Consider the following 21,274-nt stretch of genomic DNA (forward strand, 5'->3'; position numbering starts at 1 on the left):
CCACCCCTCCTTTACGAATGAAAGTAAACCGTAGGTGATAGTTAATGATCTGGTTTTCAGTATTTTATATATTGCCTTAAGCCTGCCTGTGGCTGGTAATGTCCTCCAACATAGTGGAGTGCCTCCAGTATAGTGGAGTTGGATTTTGGAGGTTACACCCGTGTATTCTTGTTCGTATCTTTGGGTTCACCGTACCGGGAACCGAATCCAAAATCCAGAAAAAATGCTGTCTCCGAACGAATTGGTCCCGTCGCCTACCTTGCTCATTGTCGAGGACGAATTTATGATTGCCAACGACCTTCGGCGCATCCTGGAAAAGGCGGGCTACCAGGTTATCGGGTTGGCCGGATCGGTTCCGGAAGCGATCACGATGGTCGAAAAGCAGCGACCGGATATTGTCTTGCTGGACATTTTTCTGGATGGCGATCAGACCGGCATCGATTTGGCGCACTGGTTGCGTGAAAAAAATACGCCCTTCGTTTACCTGTCGGCCAACCTGACGAGCCGTGTGCTGGAATTGGCCAAAGAAACGCACCCGTTCGGGTTTTTGAACAAGCCGTTTCGCGAAAAAGACGTTCTGTCCACACTGGAAATCGCCCGCTACCGGCACGCACATAGCGAAGAAGCCCGGTTGAGGCAGCAACAGGCGCTGCAAATGGCCGTGAACAATGCCATTGTAACCATTCAGGATCGCAGTCAGCTTTGTCTGGCTATTGCCGATCAAATCGATCAAATTGTTCCGTTTTCGTTCTTCAACCTCCGCATCGGTTTGTCCGATGAAACCGCCAGTTACTGGTTGATGCTGCAAAAGATCGCTCCCGGAGTCTTTGAGCGCATTGCGTTCACGTCGTTGGTGCAAAGTGAGTTGCGGCACGAAAGGATCGACGAACTGGAACGGGAATCAGTAGGCCAACCGGGTGCGCAGGGCGGCATTTTCACCGAAACCGCCTTTGATCAACTGTGCGAACGGTACCCGACCATTCGCTCCTGCCGGGACCGTTTCGGCGTTCGTTCGCTGGCGGTTTTTCCGATTCAATTGAAGCGGGAATCGTCTACCACCATTCTTTTGTCCAGTACGCTTGCCGACGGTTTTTCCCGGAAAGAGTATGATACGATTAGTCTGATTATTCCCCAGATTGCCCTGGCCCTGAACAACCTGCTGGCCTACGAGGAAATCGAAGCCCACCGGCAGACCAAAGCGACGGAACTGGCCATCGTGACGGCTTTTCGGAATGGCAAAGACCGGGGCGAGATCGTTCCGCTGGTAGCAAAAGCGCTCAACAACCTCCTGCCCATCGACGGGTTGGCGATCTTTCGGATTGAATCCACGGCGGCATCATCTGCCACAACAACCGTGGTACAGAAAGTCGGCGGTTCGTTCACTCTGCTGCCCGCCCAGGACTCCGTGGCCGCTCTGACTGGAATGACGCCCTGGTTTACGGAACCTGCGGACCAACAATCGCCGGAAACGGAAAAGCAGCGGAGACTGGCCGAGGCCGTGTATGGCAAAGGAGCCGACTGGAAATCGTTCCTCTACGTCCCGATTATGAGTAAAGGCCAGACGGTGGCATCGCTGTTGCTGGGCAGCAAAGCCCCGTATGCGTTTACCCGAAAAGATGTACTGGTTTTGCAGGAAATCAGCAGTCAGATCGCGCTGGCCCTGGAAAATCTGATAGCCTATGAGCGAATCAGGGATCTAAGCGAACAACTGGAACAGGAGAAGACGTATTTGACGGAGGAAATAAAAACCGGTCATAATTTCGAGGAGATTATTGGGACCAGTTTGGCCCTGAAAACCGTGTTTGAAAGTGTGGGGCAGGTCGCTAAAACGGATTCTACCGTACTGATTACGGGCGAAACCGGCACAGGGAAAGAGCTGATTGCCCGGGCAGTCCACAACCAGTCGAACCGCAAAAACCGGTCGGTGGTGAAAGTCAACTGTGCGGCACTACCCCCACAACTCATTGAATCCGAACTTTTTGGCCACGAGCGCGGCAGTTATACGGGGGCTACCGAAAAGCGAATTGGCAAATTTGAACTGGCGAACGGGAGCACTATTTTTCTGGACGAAATTGGGGAGCTTCCCCTTGAACTACAGGCCAAACTGCTCCGGGTGATTCAGGAAAAAGAGATTGAACGGCTGGGCGGAAAGGGACCGATCCAAGTGGATGTCCGGATCATTGCGGCTACGAATCGAAACTTACAGCAGGAGGTGACGGCGGGCCGGTTTCGCTCGGATCTCTATTACCGACTGAATGTCTTTCCGATCCGATTGCCGCCCCTGCGCGAGCGATTGGAGGATTTGCTGCCGCTGACGACGCATTTCCTGCAAAAAATCGGCAAAAAACTGGGAAAACCGCTGACCGGGATTGCCAATTCGTCGCTGCAACAGATGAGGCACTATGCCTGGCCGGGCAACATTCGGGAACTGGAACACGTGCTGGAGCGGGCGGCCATTCTGTCGCGCACCACCACGCTGGAACTCGCCGAGCCGCTGCTGACGGGTTTGGCGATTCCGTCGGTTGTTTCACCGTCTGCTGCGGGTGTGGAACCTTTGCAAACCACGATGCGAACGGCGATTCTGGCGGCTCTGGCAAAATCCGGTAACCGCATCCGGGGCGAAGGCGGAGCCGCCGAACTCCTGAACATCAAACCGACGACGCTGGAAGCGCGCATGAAAAAGCTGAACATCACCGTTCGGCCCGTTTAATCCATTAGCTCGTCTGCAAAACCGTACGCACCGGTTTTTTAGCCACGCTGAATAACAGGCTGATTTCTACCCCGTTTTCCTGTGTAATCTCCAATTGCCCCTTGATCTGTTTGCTAAGCCCGCGAATCATCGTCAGGCCCAGTGAGTTGCTGCGGGTAACATCGAACCCGGCAGGCAATCCCACCCCGTCGTCGCTGATCATCAGTCGGTAGGTTTGGTCTTCGACGCTGGTAAGGGTGACGATAACGGTGCCGGGACGGTTTTGGGGAAAAGCGTATTTGAGCGAATTCGTAACGGCCTCATTGATAATCAGGCCCAAAGGCGTGGCCAGGGCTACATCGAACTGGACATCGACACTCATGACCTGGGGATGAATGGTGTTGAACCGATCGAAGGATTCGATGAGGTAATCCACAATTTCGTGGATGTATTCCCGCATGTTAATCTGGGCCAGATTGTCGGATTGATAGAGTTTCTGGTGAATCAGCGCCATAACCTGCACCCGGTTCTGACTCTCGCGGATGGCGGCCAAAGCGGTCGGGTCGTTGAGGAAATCAAACTGGGAATTGAGCATGCTGGAAATGACCTGCAAATTGTTCTTAACCCGGTGGTGAATCTCCCGCAACATCCATTCCCGTTCTTCCAAAAGTCGTTCTTTGTCACTCAATACCTCCTGGAGTGACTGGTTTTTCTGGTCGATCAGCCGCTGTTTCGTTTCGAGTTGCTGGTTGGTGCGTTGTTTCAGCCGGTAACGGTTATAGGTCAATCCCAGGAGCAGGGTGAGCAGAACGGCCCCGCCAACCATGCTGTTGCGTTCGATTTCATTGCGGGATTTCTGCGCCAGATTCGCACTGGTCAGGAGTTGAATATTTTTTTGGTTGAGATCGAGTTGCTGCTCTCTTTTTTCGGTTTGAAACTCTACATTTAATCGCGCAATTTCCTTGTTTTTATTCTCACTATACAGCGAATCCTGAAGTGATTTGTAGGTCTTGAAGTGATTGATGGCGGTTAGGTAATGGCCCTGCGCGGAATCCAATCGAAACTGCATAAGATGGCTGGTGGCGATAATACTTTTATTTCCCATCTGCTCCGCATTTTCAACATGTTCCTTTAAAAGGGGTTTCACCTGCTCAAGTTGATGCGTGTTGATCAGGAAATCAATCAGGGGCGGGTAAACTAGGATAATGGATAGATAGCCTGGATATGTCTTCTTAAATTGCGCAACCTGATCGATCAATTGATTGTAATGATACTGGGCCTGTTTATACTGGTTCTTGCTTTGATAAATCTTGAGGAATAAGCTATTTACCCTGATGTTGAAATATAAATCAGGCGCGGTATATTCTTTTTTCAGTTTCGAGAGGAAGGCAATGGCCAGATCGTATTGGCCTGATTTAAAATAGGATGTGCCCAGATTCGCGCCCACCAGACCGATGGAGGGCAGGTCATTGTACCGCCTGGCGACAGCCAGCGAGCGAAGGAAGTAAAAAATGGCCTGTTTGTGATCACGCGCATCATCGTAATTTATGCCAATCCGGTTATAAATGGTGCATAGCTGCAGAGTGGTATCATTTTGTAATTCAGCGGTTTTCAAGGCTAATAACCCATATTTTGTCGCCATTCTAAAATCGCCGGTCGTGTTATATAATACCCCTAATAAATCATACACACCTTGCAAATTTGGATAGTTGATTTGTTTATAAATCGCCAGTGATTTTTTCACCAGTTCAATTGCTTTGGTGGTATTTAAAAGGATATGGTAAAAGTCGGCAAGCTCCCGTAAGGTAGTGGCCTCACGCTCTTGATTGCCAACCTGCCGAAATAAAGGCAGCGCCCGTTCGTAATACTTGATTCGGTGCTTTAGATCTTCATCGGAACTGCCATAAGTGTTGCCCAGTTCCATGTACGCTGCCGCCAGTTCGGCTATATGGTGGTTTTTTGTAAAACGATGGATGGCCGTTTGTGCAAACCGGCGGGCTTGCTGCGTATTTCCGCTTTCCCGATATGCCTGTGCGCCAATCAAATACGCAGTTCCTTCTCCTTTCTCATACTGCAAATGCCGACTGACCGAATACCCCTGACGCACCAGCACCAAGGCCGTATCCAGATCGCTTGCCTGTTCGCCCGGTTTGAGGATGTAGCTCCGGGCCATTTCCAGCAACAGATTGGCCCGATTGGTGTCGGGACGGCTTTGCTGGAGCAGCACTTTTAAGCTATCGATCGAATGAGTCTTTGTTTGCGCTTGAGCAACCTGCTTACAAAGCAGCCATATTCCCCAAAAAAGAAAGAAAAAAATGGATCGTCTCATCAGAACGCAGGAAGTTAGAACAACAAATTGAAGCAACACTTTTGGACGAGTGTTGCTTCAACGAAATAGGTCGACGGTGTGAACTTGGTTTCTGTTTCTTAAAAATACGCCGGTAAACGACTTTGAATCAACGGTTTTTCTCTTTTTAATTTTACTACAGAACCCATGCGGAGTCGCCGACGGAGCAACAAGGCGGTTATCTGCTCAAAAACTTCTTCAACTCAGCCGCTGCGTGGGTGATGAGCGAGCGCGTTCCCGGAATATAACTCAACGGATTGAGCAACCCCCAGTCATGAATCATGCCCTGGTAGCGAATTAGCGTAACGGGCACCCCGGCTTCGTCCAGCTTGCGGGCATACGCTTCGCCTTCGTCGCGCAGCACATCGTTTTCAGCCACCTGGACCAGCGTTGGCGGTAATCCTTTCAACTGGTCGAGCGTGGCTTGCAGCGGGGCCGCATAATACGAACGGCGGTCTTCCGGATTTGGGGCGTAACTGTCCCAGAACCAGATCATCATGTTGCGGGTCAAAAACCGGTCGGTCGCGTATTGATGGTACGAAACCGTGTCAAAATCGGCGTTGGTAACGGGCCACAGCAGCACCTGCAACCGGATTTTCGGGCCGTTTTTGTCTTTGGCCATCAGCGCGACGGCGGCTGTCAGGTCGCCCCCGGCACTGTTGCCAACGATGGCCAGCCGCGAACCGTCGACATTCAGCTCCGCCCCGTTTTCGGCTACCCACCGGAGGGCGGCATACGACTCATGGAGTGCGATGGGAAACCGGGCTTCCGGCGAGCGGCTGTAATTGACAAAGACCGCTACGGCCCCCGACTCGACCACCAGATCGCGCACCAGCCGCTGGTGGGTCGGAAAGTCGCCCAGCACCCAGCCTCCGCCGTGGAAAAACAGGAAAACGGGGAGAATCCCGGCGACACCCGCCGGGCGAACAATGTCCAGATCCACACTTAAACCGTCCTGCGAGATGGTCTGTTGCGAAACATAAACGCCGGACAAATCGACCTCGACCGACGTTTGGGCCGATTCCAGCACCGCCCGGGCCTCTGCCGGACTGAGTTGCTCCATCGGCGTGCCTCCACCGCTGTTCAGGGCGTTCAGAAAAGCTTTGGTGTGGCTCTCCATGGCGGGGTCCGTTGCCGGATCGAGCGGTTCGATCACGGGCAGTATCTGTATTTCCATGTTTGTTTAAAGAGAAGTGGGTGAAGTGACTTAATTAATCTCCTTCAAAATGGTCACCAGCTCGTCCGGTTTGGCCCAGTAGGGGCTGTGGCTCGTGTTCATCGTGTAGATTTTCGCGATTTTGCCCGGGTAGCCGTCGATCATGCGTTGCTGTAACGTGGGCGTAACGCCCTCATCTTTCAGCGTTTTGATGTAGTATTTGGGGATCTTGCCGAAGTTGGCGTCTGTCAGACTGGCCTTGGCCGCAAAAACCGCCAGCGGTTCAGGCCGGGTTTTCGCCACCTCTTTCTGAATGGCTTCCGGCGCATCGACGGCAAAAACCTGAACCAGCACATTCGGCGGCAGAGAAGCCGTCAGGCCATCCGCTTCCGGGTGCAGACTGCGTCCCAGCAAACTCTCGGTATCGGAACTGGCCAGTTCGTACAACGTCTGGCCGTTTTTAGGCAGAAAAGCACACAGATACACCAGCTTCTCGATTTTGGCCGGAATCTGCTCCGCCACCTGGGTAACGACCATCCCGCCCATGCTGTGACCCAGCAGGACCACTTTCCCCGAAATGGCATTGATTTTCTGGACGACGGTACTGACATACAGCTCAAAATTGGCTTTGCTCACGGGCGTCGGATCGGTGCCGTGGGCGGGCAAATTGAAAGCAACCACCGAATAACCAGCCTGTTCCAGCTTAGGCTTGATTAACTGCCAGGCCGACTCATCGGCGAAGGTACCATGCACAAAGACAAAAGTCGGTTTGGGGGCCGCTTCTGTATTGTCGTCGTCGCAGGACGTTGCCAGAAACGGACAGGCCAGGACAATAAGCATCAGTAGAAATTTCATGATTTCAGACTTGTTTATGAGATAAAAAGTGTGGTTAGAATCAAAAAGAATGGTGTGGAGAAAAAGAACGGTATTTTGTATACGCAGCGGTTTTGGCGGTTACACTGAAGCGGCTTTTTTCACCATAACTTTCGTATCGATCCAGTCCAGAATAAAATCGGCATCTTCCTGCCAGGTCGGAAGCCCCAGCACGTAGTGATTGCGGCCACTGAATAACTTGTAATCCAGCACGGAACCGTTGAATTCATAGGCTCTGAAATTGCGGATGTTCAGGTGAGCCGGGGTGATGTGGTCCAGATCGCCCGCCGTAAACAGCAGGGGCGCGTGCGGTTTGGCATAATCCACTTTGGAGACATTTGTCAGGGCGCCCCGGGCAACGGTTTTTGATTCCGGGATGATGTATTTTTCGTACGAAGCCTGTTGTTCCTCCAGCGGCATGCCGTTGACGAAGGCATATTGCCAGTCTTCAAACGACATCAGATACGTTTCCTCCAGGTCGGTAAAGATGCCCAGCGATTTCCAGCCAGCTTTGAGAAACGAAAACTCGTAGGGAAACACACCTAGGGGCGGGATGGAGTGGATGGCGACACCAGCCGCAGCCAGATCCCGGTTTACCATGATCTGCGTCAGCATTCCGCCGTACGAATGCCCGATCACAATGGGTTTTTCGGGGAGTGCCTGGATGAAGTCTGCGTAATGATCGACCAGTTCACCCAGCGTTAACAGCGCCAGTTGCTTGTCATTGGGCTGGCGGGCACGGAGTTCGACGGCCGGGGCGTCTTTGTAAGGCCAGGGTGGTGCAAAGGTGGTGTAGCCTTTGCTTTCAAAATAGGTCCGCCATTCGTCCCAGCAGGTGTGGCTGACAAATGCACCGGTGATGAATACGACGGTTTTTGAGGTGGCGTTTTTCATGAGGTATGATTTTAGAATGATTACTCGAAATGACCGGGACAAAGATCCGGCTGATGGTCGGGAGAGGACCGGTAAAAATCGACGGGAATGCGGTAAGAATTGCGGAAATACAATTCAAATAGATTTCGCGGAGTTGAGCGGAGAAAAAAAGGGAGTTAAGCAGAGTAAATTAATAACTCCGCTTAACTCCCTTTTCTCCGCTCAACTCCGCGAAATAACTCTTAAACTCTTTTACCCGACTTTCTTCGCCGGATTACCGAACACCGTCGTCCCGGCTTCCACGTTTTCGATCACCACGGAACCGGCCCCGATCCGGGCGTTTTTGCCAATCGTGACGCCCGCAATCACCGTTACACCCGTACCAATGAAAGTACCTTCCTCAATGGTGACCGCCGAATTAATGGAACTGCCCGTTCCGATGTGAACAAAATCGCCGAGTTTGGTTTGCGACTCGATCACCGAACCCGACTGAATGATGCAATGCTGCCCGATTTCAGCAAAGGGGTTGATGACGACCCGGGCCGCAATCAGATTCCCGTGGCCGAGGGTGGCCGTAGCCGCGATGATGGCGGTATCGTGGATGGCGTTGACGGGTTGAACGTGCCGCCGGTCGTTCAGCATTTTGACCAGTTTTTTCCGGACGCGGGTGTCGTCCACGGCCACGAAGGCTTCACATTTATGGCCGATGAGCTTCAGAAAACCGTCGTCGTCGGTTTCGCCCAACACCGTCACATCCCCGAATTCTTTGCCGTGTAATTTTTTATCGTCATCCAGCAAACCGTAGACGACTACACCGTTGCGCTGAAAAATATCCAACGCCGTGACGCCTAAACTGCCTGCTCCCAAGATGAGTACCGGATTCTCCATGTTGATTGAATTACATTAAGGTATTGTTAACAAACCACATAACCGTCCGAAAAAGTTTGCAATCCGGTAAAATTGAGGAAATACCGGACTCATACGCAAACCGTATTTTCGGACATGAAACAAAACACTCATTTCCGAACGATCGTCATTTCGGATGTGCATTTGGGAACGAGCGGTTCGAAGGCAAAGGAAGTCACTGACTTTTTGAAGTACTACAGTTGTCAGAAATTAATTCTGAATGGCGACATCATCGACGGCTGGCAACTGCGCCGGGGGGGCGAGTGGAAAAAGAAACACACGGCGTTCTGGCGGGCCATTTTAAAGGCGATGGACCGGCACGACACCCGCGTGATCTACCTGCGCGGCAATCACGACGATTTTCTGGACCAGATCATGCCGTTGCGGCTCGGTAAATTCTTTTCCATCCGGAAAGATTACGTCCTAAATTCCGGCGAAAAACGGTTTTACATTACCCACGGTGACGTTTTCGATACCATCACGACGCAGATGAAATGGCTGGCCTACCTAGGTGATATCGGCTATACGTTTCTGCTTTGGGTCAACAAATTTTACAACAACTACCGCGCCTGGCGGGGACTTTCGTATTATTCGCTGTCGCAAAAGATCAAAAGCCGGGTGAAACAGGCGGTGAGCTACATCTCGGATTTTGAAGAAAAACTGACCGAACTGGCCAAAGCCCGCAATTGCGACGGCGTCATTTGCGGCCACATTCACCAACCGGCCATCCGCCAGTTCGACGACCTGATTTACATGAATTCCGGCGACTGGGTGGAATCGCTGAGTGCGCTGGTCGAAGATCACGACGGCAACTGGAACCTCCTGTATTATAGCTCCGAACTCGAAAAAGCCGAGTCACAACCCGCCCTGTACCAAGCCTGATTCGTCATTTTCCGCATTTGATTTTCGCCAGCATCCGGTATTTTTCGCTAACTTCCGGTATTAGAAGCTCTGGCATGTAACTAATCCGCCCGCAAAAGCAAGGCGGCTTTTTACCCTAACACCGATGCAACGCGCAATACAGAGTCGAGTTTTCAGGCCAAGTTACACTAGCCCCGACCGCAGCAATGTTCTGTGCGCCATTATGGTCAGCATCCGAGCAATTACCGCAGTTTGTACACGTAAAGGACTTGCCAGAACGGTGTCCGAGGTGATGGCATTCGTGGCACGTTTTGCTGGTATAAGCCGGTGGAACGATTACCAACCGAACACCGGCCAATTGCGCTTTGTATGCAATAAACTGACGCAATTGAGAGAATGGCCACGAACTGTGTTCATTGCGTTGTTTCTTGCGGAGCCGTGGTACGGTTCGATCCCGTATGCCTTTCAAGTTCTCCAACGCAATGCCACGAACAGAAGATTGGGCTTTCTTAACCAATCTTTTACTGATCGTGTGGTTAATGATGGTAGAGGTCGTTTGCTCTTTTTTACTGATTCGTTTGAGCAAACGGCGGGTATTCTTAATGGTAGACTTAGAAGCCTTCGCGTTCTTTTTGGCCTGAACACTGGCACGAATAGAGGCTCGTTTCTTTCGATATTTCCGAATTTCAGAGCCCGTAAACCGTTGACCGTCCGAGTCAGTTGCCAGATCGACGATGCCAAGATCGACGCCGAGTATAGAATTAATCTCACTGGTTTGTTCATCCGGCACATCGCAGGTGGCCAACAAAAACCACTTGCCTTTGCGGCACAGCAAGTCCGATTCACCCTGCTGAAACTTCAAAAGGGCTTCATTGTGCTCACCTCCTGCGTAGCGAATCGATTGGCGACCTTGAATAGTCCAGATCGACACGGTCTTTCTAGGGGGCTTGTACGAAATAATCCGGCTATCGTAGGCAATAGCTCCGGTGGGTCGAAATTCCCGTTTGGTTTTCTTATCCAGTTTGTAGGCATCGACCACTTTGGCAATGCCCCGGACAATCATTTGCGCCGACAGCCCGAACTGTTCTTTGATGGGGTAGTAGGCCAATTTGTGAAGTCCAAACTGCTTAAACTGTTTATTCTCCCAGGCAATTTCACTCAAAGCATTACAAGCTTGATTGGCTCGACTGAGTGTATCAATCAGGTTTTGAGCCTGTTCGGGGGTGGGCAGGAGTTTTATTTTGGCAGTCAGCTTCACAACCCAAAGATACGAAAAGTCATTCAGTCATTGAAAAGTTATGTTTCACCGGAAGGTTCGGCTGACACCGGTCACTTTCCTCCCCGCCCTAAAGGCGCGGGGTTTCTCGCTCCGATTTCATGAAAATTCTGCATACCGCAGACTGGCATTTAGGGAAACGACTGTATAAGCATGAACTCCGCGACGATCACGTCCGGTTTCTGGACTGGCTGGCGGAAACCGTCGAAAGTCGGGAGATCGATGTGCTGATCATTTCGGGGGATATTTTCGATACAACAAACCCCAACGACGGGTCGATGCAGTTGTATTACCAGTTTCTGACCCGAATGCTGCCGCTGGAACGCCGAATCATCATCACCGGCGGCAATCACGATTCGCCCAGTAAACTCAACGCCCCGCGCGAACTGCTCCGGCACCTCAATATTCATGTTGTTGGCTGTACGACCGGCGATTGCGCCGAAGAAGTGATCCGGCTGACCACTGGTTCCATCGATTTGCTGGTTGCTGCCGTTCCCTATCTCCGCGACAGCGATTTGCGACAATCCATTTCGGGGCAGACCTACGAAGAGCGCATCGACGCCGTGCGGATGGGCATCCGGAATCATTACGAACGCATTGTCGATCATTGCCAGACAGAATACCGCGATGTGCCGGTTCTGGCGATGGGTCATTTATACGTGAATGGTGCCACGGTTTCGCCGGAAAGCGAACGGGAAATTCACGCGGTGGGCGGACAGGCGGCTTTTTCGTCCGAGCATTTTCCACCCGGTTTCGATTACGTGGCGCTGGGACATATTCACGTCCCGCAGCAGATTGGCGGGATTGAAACCGTTCGCTACAGTGGCGCTCCGCTTCCGCTGAGTTTTGCCGAACGCGATAACCGGCATCAGGTGCTGGAATTAACCGTCGAAAACGGGAAGATCAAAACCATCGAATCCGTTCCGGTTCCGCATTTTCGCTCGTTGCGTCAGGTGGCCGGAACGCTGGATGCCGTTCGGGAAACGCTGGAAAAACTGGAAGAAACCGACGCGCTGGCCACGATGGTGGAAATTCTGGTCGAAGAAGAAAACGAAAGTCTGACAGTTCGACAGCATTTTGAGCAGTTGCAACGCGATTATGCCGAAGCGCCGTTTCTGATTGCCAAATCCCGGTTGATTTTTCGCAATAAATTAAAAGGGTTAGATTCGCTTTACGTGGCCGACACGCAGTTGCAGGACCTTTCCTACCTCGATGTGTTTGGCCGTCGGCTGGATGCATCGCTGGTGGAAGGCGACGAGCGGACGGCACTTCTGGAAGCGTATAAAGAATTGTATCGTTTGGTTACGGAACAAGCAGCCCATCCTGTACTCCTGCATGAAAATCCGACAAATTCGCTTTCGTAACATCAATTCCTTTTACGGCGAACACCCGCCGATTCAGTTTAACGAAGGGCTGCTGAACAGTACCGGCCTGTTCGTGATTGCCGGGCCCACCGGTGCCGGAAAATCGACTTTGCTGGACGTCATTACGCTGGCGTTGTTCAACCGGGTGCCGCGGATTTCGGGTGGCATTTCCAATACCAGCATCATCGACGAAGGCATTCTGGTCAATCAGCAGGCGGCCCGGGAACCCGGAACGTCGGCTTATGCGGAGATTGAGTACGAAGTGGGCGGGAAAGCCTACCGCTCGCGCTGGTCGATCAAGAAAAACCGCAACGGCAACTGGAACAACTACGAAATGGAAATTGCCTTTCTCCCCGAAGGGCAAACAGAAGGTCAGTTGCTGCCGATCAAAGGTTTAAGTGAATTTCCGAAGAAGAACGAAGAACTCATTGGCCTGACCTACGACCAGTTTATCCGGTCCATCGTGCTGGCGCAGGGTGCGTTCGACCAGTTTCTAAAGTCGCGGGCGGCTGAACGAAGCAAGATGCTGGAACGGATCACCGGAACCGAAATTTACCGGCAACTGGGCCAGCGGGCGCACCAGGTCAATAAAACCTACGACGAACGAATTAAGGACAAACGGCAGGAAGTCGAGTTGATCAAAGTGCTGAACGACGAGCAGGTCGACGAGTTGAAAAGCCGCCAGAAAGCGATTGGTAGTCGGCTGGATGAACTCGCCAAAGAGATTGTCTTTTATACGAACGAAGAAAAATTCCTGCGCCAGATTGCCGATGCCGATCAGCAGCTTGCGGTATTGACCAAGCGGCAGCAGGTGTCGGAAGAGAAAAAACAGGCCTTTGTGCCGGATGCGCTGCGACTGCAACGCCACGAGCAGGTTGCCGATTTGGCCGCTCATTTCTCCGACATTACCAACGCCGAACGCAACCGAAAAACCGCCGAACAGGATCAGCAAGCGGCCCGCACGAATCTGCACGATCTGGAGAAACAGCAGACGGTTTTGATGGGGAAAGCGCAAACGCTGACGCAGAAAACCGGGCTGTCGGAACAGACCTTTGAAAAAGCGTTGAATGACTTTCGGGAAACCGTGCTGGATCTGACCAACCGGTACCAAACCGAACGCGATAAAGCCAAACCGGCATTCAGTTCGATCAAAAAAGAACTGGAAAGTACGAAACTGACGTGGTTTAAGTCGCTCGATCTGCGGGATGTCGACCAGATGACGGCGTTGGTCAACGGGCGATTGCATGAGCTGAACGTTCAGTTGGTGCAGATTGAACAGGAGTATGCGGCTCTAAGCCCGGCTTCGATTCAGGACGAATTAAACCGGCTGCTGGAGCAGGACGGGAATCTGGCCGAACTGCGGACGTTGCTCATTCAGCAACAGGAACGTTTGCTCGACGGAACGACGCTGAACGGCAAAATCAACGACCATACGGCTTTTCTGAACGAACACCAAAAACCGTTGGGTCAGCTTTTGGCGGAGGTGGAAGTGCTTCAGCAGAAAATTGAGCAGTTGCAGAATACCAAACGACGCCTGGCCGAAGAAGCGGATCTGGAAGAACTTCGAAAAGCGTTGCAGGATGGCGAACCCTGTCCGTTATGCGGTTCGCTGGATCATCCGTACGCCCAGCATTACATCAACCAGACCGGCAAACTGGAACTGGAATTGCGGCTGGCTACGAAGGATCTGGAGCATAAGAAAAAGGAATTTGATGCCTTACAGGGCAAATTGCTGAAAATACAGTCGGAACTGGAGCTGTATTCTGAACAGCGGAACGCACTTCGAAAAGCCTATTCTGAAAAACGGAACTTCATTTCAAACCGGTTGACCACGCTCGCGCTGGACCCCACGCTGTCGCCGGAACAGATCAAAGATGCTCAGCAGGAGATTCAGATTCAGCGGAAAGAACTGAACCAGATTCAAACGCTCTGGGAGGAAGAAAGTCTGTTGCGACGGCTTTCGGGTGACCTGGAAACCGTGCAGCAGAGTAAAAATCAGGCGGAAGTGCTGAAAGCGCAAAAGGAGCAGTTGTTTGTAGGCGATGATGTGCGGTTTCAATGTGAACAGCTTGTCAATCAGTATACTACCGTTCGGGCGAAAATCAGTACGCAGCGGAGTCTGCTCGAAAAAGCCACCGCCACTTATGCCGATTCGGACAAAAACTACCAAACGCTGACCACGGAATTACAGCCGGTTTTGGTCGAACGTGGTTTTAATGACCTGGCCGACGCCCGCGCCTGTTTGCTCGAAACGCCGAAAGTCCGGCAGTTGCAGGAACTGAAAACCGCCCTGGAAAAAGAAGCCGACGAGATTATCCGGAAGCAGCAGGAAGAAACCTTGAAACGCCGGGAAGCCGCCGAAGCCTGCCAAACCGCCTTGCCACTGGATGAGGTGACGGCCAAACTGCTGGCGACTAAAAAAGAAGAATCCGGTGAGCGGGAAAATATCGGGTATTACAAACGACAACTGGAGGAAGACAAGGAGAAACGCCGGAAATTCAAGCAGTTGACCAAAGACCTCGAAAAGCTCGAAACCGAAGCCCGGCCCTGGCGCGAGCTGGACCGGCTCATCGGCAGCGCGAAAGGCGATGACTACAGCAAGTTTGCGCAGGGATTGACGCTGGCGCAACTGATCGGTTTGGCGAATCGGCGGTTGAAAGAGCTGTCGGATCGGTATTTGTTGTTGAAACCGCGCGACGGGCAGGATGAACTCTACGTCGTGGATATGTACCAGGGCAGCACCGAACGCTCGGTGTCCAGCCTGTCGGGGGGCGAAACGTTTACGCTCAGTCTGGCGCTGGCATTGGGTTTATCCGATCTGGCTTCCCAAAACGTACAGATTGAAAGCCTGTTCATTGACGAAGGCTTCGGAACGCTCGACCCGGATTCGCTCGATACGGCGGTTGCTATGCTGGAAAAACTACAGCACGACAGCAAAAAAACCATTGGCATCATTTCCCACCGGCACGAGATCAAGGAGCGGATCAGCGTGCAGATTCAGGTGGAGAAAGGAATGGACGGAAATAGTAAGATCAGCGTGATTGAAGTGTGAAGGGTATGATTTTGCAGATTTAGGGGCAGAAACAAAAGCCCAGCCAATCATACCCTTCAAAGTCTACTGTTGCTGCTGCTGAATAGCAGTCAGTTTTACAGCCATGTCTTCCGAAATGCCGACGCTTGAGAAACCGCCGTCGTGCAACAGGTTTTGCATCGTTACCATGCGGGTCAGATCGCTGAAGAGGGTAATGACATAATTGGCACAATCTTCGGCGGTTGCGTTCCCCAAAGGAGACATGAGGTTGGCATATTCGTAGAAAACATCGAAACCACCCACGCCGGAACCGGCTGTGGTCATGGTCGGCGACTGCGAGACGGTATTGACCCGCACATTTTTCAGTTTGCCATAGCGGTAGCCGTAGCCCCGGGCGATGGATTCGAGTACGGCTTTGGCATCGGCCATGTCGGTATAGAACGGAAACGTCCGCTGAGCGGCAATGTAACTGAGGGCAACGAAGGAACCCCACTCATTGATGGCGTCCAGTTTTTCGGCGGTCTGCATCATTTTATGAAACGACAGAGCCGAAACGTCAAGGCTTTTCTGATACCATTCGTAGTTCAGGTCGCCGTACGGTTTGTTCTTGCGGATGTTGGGGCTCATGCCGATGGAGTGTAGCACGAAGTCGATTTTGCCGCCCAACACGTCCATTGATTTGGTATACAGGTTCTCAATATCTTCCAGAGATGTTGCGTCGGCGGAAATGATTTCGGCGTCGCATTGCTCCGCCAGTTGTTTGATCGCACCCATTCGCATGGCTATCGGTGCGTTGGAAAGCGTGAATGTTGCGCCTTCTTCTTTCGCTTTCAGTGCTACTTTCCAGGCAATGGACTTTTCATCCAATGCTCCGGTGATGATTCCTCGCTTGCCTTTCAATAATCCGTAAGCCATGAATTTGAGTTGCTTTGTTGGGTGATCGTGTCGATTCAGAAGGGGGCAAAGTAACTACTTTTTTTGCTGGAATGCCAACACCGGCGTTTGCACCGGGCCGGGTTTGCGGATCAATATTCCTTGATATCCATGCGGATGCGCCATTCTTTCGGCAGGTAATTATTCACCCGATTGCCCACGCCTTTTAGCCAGCCCAGGTTCAGTCCGTTGTAGCGGGCCAGCAGCCAGCCCTTCACCGGTTCGTTCAACACCAGGTTTTCTTTCTTGAAATACCGCAGGGCATCTTCTCTGGATAAGTCAAATCCCGGCCGGTTTTCGGCCAGGGCGTTACTGAGCGCGAGCGCGTGCGACGGAATGAAATCGTTGCCTTTGAACGTGCCCATTTCCAGCCCAAATCCTTTGTTGTGGAGGGCTGCATCCAGCACGCGGAGGTCGGCCGAGAGGGTTTCCGGGATCGCAAAAACGTCCTCATTCGGTTTCACATAAAACGAAAAGGCGTCGGGATGTTTCAGAAAGGTTTTTAAGATTTTCTCCTGCCAGTTGCGAACCGGTTTGAGCGACCGAAACGACCGCGGAACGTTCATTTCCGGGCTGGACCGTTGTTTCTTTTTGAACACACTCAGGAAAAATCCCTCGCCGGTCACCCGGTGAGGATAACATTGGTAGCCGACGGTTTGGTCCAGCGTTTTTTCAGCAATTCCCCAGGATTCGGGTAATTGGAGCGGCACGTTTTCAAAACCATGTTTGCTGAGCCAGGCGGCATTTTGTCCGTTTTCTTCGTCATTATAGGTACACGTACTATAAAGAAGCAGTCCATCGTCGCACAGCAGGGGCGTGGCGGCCGTCAGAATCCGTTGCTGGCGGGCGGCACAGAACACAACGCTGTCCGGCGACCATTCGAGCATGGCTTCCGGATCTTTCCGAAACAGTCCTTCGCCCGAGCAGGGGGCATCCACCAGCACGACATCGAAAAAACCGTTCAGCGCCTTGAACTCTTCCGGATCGTGGTTGCTGATGACAACATTGGGATGCCCCCACTTTTCCATATTTTCTTTCAAAACCGGGATCCGGCTGCGAATGACTTCGTTACAGACCAGCAAACTGTCGGCGTTTAGCAGGGATGCGAGCAGGGTACTTTTGCCGCCGGGAGCCGCGCACAGATCCAGCACCCGCAGCGGGCGTTTTAACCGGGCCGTTTGGCGCAGCGCTTCTGCTACCAGCATCGACGATGCTTCCTGGACATAAAACGCACCGGCCTGAAACAAAGGGTCGAGCGTAAAAACCGGCCGCTCCGGCAAATAAAAGCCTTCGGGACACCACAAAACCGATTCCAGATCAGCCGTTGGCAACGCCATCTTTTGGGGATTCACCCGGATGCTAACGGGGGGAGATTGCTGCAAAGCTGCCAGGAAAGCCGGATAATCAGGCCCCAGTTGCTGCTCCATTTGGTGCCGGAATTGGGCAGGTAAAGGAATGTCACTCATCGGACAAATATATAATTTTTCTGAGTTGTTCGCTTACACCAGAATGGCCATTGAATAGGAATTCAGGTTGATGTAAAAGCAATGTTACTGATATTAATTATTTGGTTAACAATTAGTTAACCTATAATTAGAGTGTTTTTCTATGGGTGTTCATTCATTTTGCAAAATATTTTAGCTTGGATTAGTGTCTTATTACTGATTGACAAAACAAAATTTTGTAGTAATTTCACTATACAAAATTAGTGTATTGCTATTTTTGTGCATTGCTTCATTAACCTAACTAAGAACATGTTAAAGCGTTTACTCATTGCCTCACTGTGCCTATTGGGCACGGTTGGTTTCTCTTTTGCTCAAACCCGTACGGTTTCAGGCAAAGTGACCTCCGCCGAAGACACCTCTCCACTTCCCGGCGTAAACATTGTTGTCAAAGGAACTTCCCGCGGAGCTACTTCCGATGCCAACGGCGAATACACCCTCAGCGTGCCTGATAATGCCGGAACGTTAACGTTTTCGTTTATTGGATTTAAAACGACTGATGTTTCCATCGGTAATCGCTCGACGGTTGATCTGGCGCTACAGCCCGATGCGTCGACACTTCAGGAAATTGTGGTAACGGCCCTCGGTATTTCGCGGGAGAAGAAGGCCCTCAATTACGCCGTTCAGGAATTGAAACAGGAAAAACTGAACATTGCCCGGGATCAGAATGTGGGAAATGCCTTAGCTGGTAAGATTGCGGGCGTCCAGGTGTTGGGCCAGTCGGCCGCCAAATTTGGCAGCCCCAGCATTCGGGTTCGGGGGGTCAACTCGCTGACGGGTGGTGATCCGTTGTATGTGGTAGACGGAACGCCCACCGATGTGAGCCAGGTCAACATGGACGATGTGGAAACGCTGTCGGTGCTGAAAGGCCCTTCGGCAACGGCTTTGTACGGAAACCGGGCTTCGGCCGGGGTGATTGTCATCACGACGAAACGGGCCAAAGCGGGCGAAACCCGGCTGGACATCAACCACAGCACCACCATCGATATGGTGGGTCTGCTGCCCAAATACCAGAACGAATACGGCGGGGGCTACTCGCAGGATTGGGAAACGTTTGAATACGATCCGACGCTGCATCCGGCTGCCTGGTCAGCCTTTAACGGGCAGAAAATCCTGGATTATTCGGCTGATGAAAGCTGGGGTCCCCGTATCGACAACTCGCCCCACCGCTCGGCGGCATCCTGGCAGCAAGGCCCCGGTTTCGGACAGTTGACGCCGTATTCGGCGAACCCCAACAACGTGCGCGATTTCTTCGCCAAACCGATCAGCAACAACACCAACATCGCCTTTTCGCGCGGAACGGAAGCGTTCCAAAGCCGGATTTCGTACACGCACATCATCAATAACGGGATTGTTCCAAACTCGTCGCAAACCCGCGATTTTGTCAGTGCCAAAAACACGATCAAATTTGGCACCAAACTGTCGGCCAACCTGAATGTCAATTATACGGCGTTCAAAACGAACAACCTGCCGGCTGACCGCTACGGTTCGACGGGTGGCACGACACCGTCGAACAGCCCGATCGGTATTTCGAACGCTACTTTGAATGGCTATAACCAGACGATCGGTTCGTTTAACCAGTGGTTTCAGCGTCAGCTCAGCATCGACGACCTCAAGAACTACAAGAATCCGGATGGTACGTTCCGGAGCTGGAACATTGGCAGCCCTACCGACCCCCGGCCGAAATACTGGGATAGCCCGTATACGCAGGTGTACGAAAATACGAACACCAACCGCAGTGACCGGCTGTTTGGAGACATTGGGTTGACGTATGAATTTACGCCTTTCCTGAAAGCTTCGGCCACCGTCCGGCGCGACCAGAATTACTTTACCCAGGAATCGCGCGTGGCACAGGGAACGCTGAATGCCGGCGGTTTGGGTGCTTACTCAACCCTGGGAGCCAGTGCCCGCGAGAACAACTACGAGTTTCTGGCCAGTTACAACCAGGAGTTTGCCAACCTGTCGGTGGTCGCTAACGCCGGGGGAAACATTCGCTACAACCGCATCGACGGCCAGTTCCAGGCCACGGTAGGGGGACTTTCGGCACCCAATTTCTACAACATTGCTGCTTCCATTGACCGGCCGTTGTCGAACAACTACTTATACGAACGACAGGTCAACAGTGTGTTCGGGAACGTGAGTGTCGGTTACAAAGATTTTGTTTTCGTAGAAGCGTCGATTCGGAACGACTGGTCGTCGACTCTGCCGAAAGCCAACAACTCGTATCTCTATCCGTCGGTGTCGGCCGGTTTGGTCTTCTCGGAGTTGATTCCGCAGAACAGCATTCTGTCGTACGGTAAAATCCGGGCCGGTTATGCCCAGGTTGGTACGGACGTTGGTCCGTATCAGACGGCCTTGGCGTATAATTCCGGGGTGCCGTATTCAAGCAATGCTACGCTGGCTTTACCGACGCTTTTGCCGAATGCGAATCTACAACCGGGTCTGTCATCATCCTATGAAGGGGGTATCGACCTGCGTTTCCTGAATAACCGACTGGGTTTTGAATTTACGGCGTATCGCAACGACAACAAAAACCAGATTATTCCGGTGCCGGTTACACCGACCAGCGGCTACACCAACGCCGTTATCAACGCCGGTCTGATTCAAACCAGCGGTCTGGAATTGCACATTAACGCGACGCCGGTTCGGTCGGCTTCCGGGTTCACCTGGGAATTTGACATCAACCTGGACCGCAACCGCTCGAAGGTCGTTGAATTGCGGGAAGGGCTGACCAACTACCAGATCGACGGCCCCCAATGGCGGACGTTGACCCTCAACGCCCGTGAAGGCGAAGACTGGGGTCTGCTGGTGGGGCAGGGAATCAAGAAAGATGCCAACGGCAACAAACTGGTCTACGGCAGTGGCGCCAATGCCGGTTTATACATCAAGGAAGAGAACGTGCCGCTGGGCTCTGTTCTGCCGAAATTCAAGGGTGGATTCCTGAATACCTTCACGTACAAGGGGCTGTCGTTGCGGGTCAATGCCGACTTTATCGCCGGGGGGAAATTCTTCTCGACCACGAAAATGTTCAACAACTACTCCGGACTGGGTGCTGAAACCGCTGGTTTGAACGAGTTGGGCAAACCCATTCGTGATGCGGTAGCGGATGGCGGTGGTGTGCTGCTGGATGGTGTAACCGAAGATGGCCAGCCAAACACAACGCGCGTCGATGCCCAGAACCTGTACGAAAACTGGCTGTTCGCCCTGAACGAGTACTGGATTTACAATAAATCCTACATCAAACTGCGCGAGGTAGCCGTAGGGTACAATTTCCCGAAAAGCATGCTGGGTAAATTCATCAAATCGGCCAATATTTCGCTGATCGCCCGCAACCCACTGCTGATTTACAGTGCGATTGGTGGCGGTATCGATATTTCTGAATCGGAGACCCTGTGGTATGAAGGCGGTCAGTTGCCGCCCGTTCGCTCGTTCGGTATCAACCTGCGTCTCGGTCTTTAATCAA

General features: G+C 52.2%; 13 protein-coding genes. 5 read left to right on the plus strand and 8 right to left on the minus strand.

Features of this window, described 5'->3' with window-relative positions; translation table 11 throughout:
* Nucleotides 1-223 precede the first annotated feature (223 nt).
* The gene (locus tag F0P93_RS17430) at nt 224-2,710 is read left to right on the plus strand and encodes a sigma 54-interacting transcriptional regulator (RefSeq protein ID WP_150878181.1); all 2,487 of its coding nucleotides are present in this window, start codon (nt 224-226) and stop codon (nt 2,708-2,710) included.
* Nucleotides 2,711-2,714: 4 nt separating this feature from the next.
* Here F0P93_RS17430 and F0P93_RS17435 read toward each other — a convergent pair whose 3' ends face one another.
* From F0P93_RS17435 to F0P93_RS17455, 5 genes are all read right to left on the minus strand, one after another.
* A complete protein-coding gene (locus F0P93_RS17435) occupies nt 2,715-5,018 on the minus strand; it encodes a tetratricopeptide repeat-containing sensor histidine kinase (RefSeq protein WP_150878183.1) in 2,304 nt (767 codons plus the stop codon).
* A 196-nt stretch (nt 5,019-5,214) separates the two neighbouring features.
* Complete coding sequence (locus F0P93_RS17440; RefSeq protein WP_150878185.1) at nt 5,215-6,213, minus strand: alpha/beta hydrolase; 999 nt, start codon at nt 6,211-6,213, stop codon at nt 5,215-5,217.
* A gap of 30 nt (nt 6,214-6,243) precedes the next feature.
* Entirely contained in the window at nt 6,244-7,047 is an 804-nt protein-coding gene (locus F0P93_RS17445) for an alpha/beta fold hydrolase (protein ID WP_150878187.1), read from the minus strand.
* 99 nt (nt 7,048-7,146) lie between these two features.
* On the minus strand, nt 7,147-7,959 hold the full coding sequence (locus F0P93_RS17450) for an alpha/beta hydrolase (protein WP_150878189.1): 813 nt from the start codon (nt 7,957-7,959) through the stop codon (nt 7,147-7,149).
* Between the two features lie 231 nt (nt 7,960-8,190).
* On the minus strand, nt 8,191-8,826 hold the full coding sequence (locus F0P93_RS17455) for an acetyltransferase (RefSeq protein WP_150878190.1): 636 nt from the start codon (nt 8,824-8,826) through the stop codon (nt 8,191-8,193).
* Between the two features lie 114 nt (nt 8,827-8,940).
* Between F0P93_RS17455 and F0P93_RS17460 the strand changes: the two genes are divergently transcribed.
* Nucleotides 8,941-9,726, plus strand: a complete 786-nt coding sequence (locus F0P93_RS17460) for a UDP-2,3-diacylglucosamine diphosphatase (protein WP_114404556.1) — start codon at nt 8,941-8,943, stop codon at nt 9,724-9,726.
* Nucleotides 9,727-9,841: 115 nt separating this feature from the next.
* On the opposite strand, the gene F0P93_RS17465 is transcribed toward F0P93_RS17460, so the two are convergent.
* The gene (locus F0P93_RS17465) at nt 9,842-10,963 is read right to left on the minus strand and encodes an RNA-guided endonuclease InsQ/TnpB family protein (RefSeq protein ID WP_150878192.1); all 1,122 of its coding nucleotides are present in this window, start codon (nt 10,961-10,963) and stop codon (nt 9,842-9,844) included.
* 119 nt (nt 10,964-11,082) lie between these two features.
* Between F0P93_RS17465 and F0P93_RS17470 the strand changes: the two genes are divergently transcribed.
* Together F0P93_RS17470 and F0P93_RS17475 are read left to right on the plus strand one after the other, a co-directional pair.
* Nucleotides 11,083-12,345, plus strand: a complete 1,263-nt coding sequence (locus F0P93_RS17470; protein WP_150878194.1) for an exonuclease SbcCD subunit D C-terminal domain-containing protein — start codon at nt 11,083-11,085, stop codon at nt 12,343-12,345.
* Nucleotides 12,317-15,397, plus strand: coding sequence for an AAA family ATPase (locus F0P93_RS17475; RefSeq protein ID WP_150878196.1), 3,081 nt, complete (start codon nt 12,317-12,319; stop codon nt 15,395-15,397). The genes F0P93_RS17470 and F0P93_RS17475 overlap by 29 nt, the downstream gene beginning before the upstream one ends.
* Before the next feature lie 63 nt (nt 15,398-15,460).
* On the opposite strand, the gene F0P93_RS17480 is transcribed toward F0P93_RS17475, so the two are convergent.
* The gene (locus F0P93_RS17480; protein ID WP_138992689.1) at nt 15,461-16,291 is read right to left on the minus strand and encodes an enoyl-ACP reductase FabI; all 831 of its coding nucleotides are present in this window, start codon (nt 16,289-16,291) and stop codon (nt 15,461-15,463) included.
* A gap of 110 nt (nt 16,292-16,401) precedes the next feature.
* A complete protein-coding gene (locus F0P93_RS17485) occupies nt 16,402-17,775 on the minus strand; it encodes an RsmB/NOP family class I SAM-dependent RNA methyltransferase (protein ID WP_150878198.1) in 1,374 nt (457 codons plus the stop codon).
* Between the two features lie 288 nt (nt 17,776-18,063).
* On the opposite strand from F0P93_RS17485, the gene F0P93_RS17490 reads away from it, so the two are divergent.
* Complete coding sequence (locus tag F0P93_RS17490; RefSeq protein WP_150878200.1) at nt 18,064-21,270, plus strand: SusC/RagA family TonB-linked outer membrane protein; 3,207 nt, start codon at nt 18,064-18,066, stop codon at nt 21,268-21,270.
* Nucleotides 21,271-21,274: the final 4 nt, after the last annotated feature.

The organism is Larkinella humicola, from assembly GCF_008727875.1.
In the GTDB taxonomy this organism is placed as follows: Bacteria; Bacteroidota; Bacteroidia; order Cytophagales; family Spirosomataceae; genus Larkinella; species Larkinella humicola.

What these genes read in the sequence shown, in the direction of transcription:
- F0P93_RS17430 (WP_150878181.1), top strand. Translation starts at nt 224, where the DNA reads ATGCTGTCTCCGAACGAATTGGTCCCGTCGCCTACCTTGCTCATTGTC.
- F0P93_RS17435 (WP_150878183.1), bottom strand. Translation starts at nt 5,018, where the DNA reads ATGAGACGATCCATTTTTTTCTTTCTTTTTTGGGGAATATGGCTGCTT.
- F0P93_RS17440 (WP_150878185.1), bottom strand. Translation starts at nt 6,213, where the DNA reads ATGGAAATACAGATACTGCCCGTGATCGAACCGCTCGATCCGGCAACG.
- F0P93_RS17445 (WP_150878187.1), bottom strand. Translation starts at nt 7,047, where the DNA reads ATGAAATTTCTACTGATGCTTATTGTCCTGGCCTGTCCGTTTCTGGCA.
- F0P93_RS17450 (WP_150878189.1), bottom strand. Translation starts at nt 7,959, where the DNA reads ATGAAAAACGCCACCTCAAAAACCGTCGTATTCATCACCGGTGCATTT.
- F0P93_RS17455 (WP_150878190.1), bottom strand. Translation starts at nt 8,826, where the DNA reads ATGGAGAATCCGGTACTCATCTTGGGAGCAGGCAGTTTAGGCGTCACG.
- F0P93_RS17460 (WP_114404556.1), top strand. Translation starts at nt 8,941, where the DNA reads ATGAAACAAAACACTCATTTCCGAACGATCGTCATTTCGGATGTGCAT.
- F0P93_RS17470 (WP_150878194.1), top strand. Translation starts at nt 11,083, where the DNA reads ATGAAAATTCTGCATACCGCAGACTGGCATTTAGGGAAACGACTGTAT.
- F0P93_RS17475 (WP_150878196.1), top strand. Translation starts at nt 12,317, where the DNA reads ATGAAAATCCGACAAATTCGCTTTCGTAACATCAATTCCTTTTACGGC.
- F0P93_RS17480 (WP_138992689.1), bottom strand. Translation starts at nt 16,291, where the DNA reads ATGGCTTACGGATTATTGAAAGGCAAGCGAGGAATCATCACCGGAGCA.
- F0P93_RS17485 (WP_150878198.1), bottom strand. Translation starts at nt 17,775, where the DNA reads ATGAGTGACATTCCTTTACCTGCCCAATTCCGGCACCAAATGGAGCAG.
- F0P93_RS17490 (WP_150878200.1), top strand. Translation starts at nt 18,064, where the DNA reads ATGTTAAAGCGTTTACTCATTGCCTCACTGTGCCTATTGGGCACGGTT.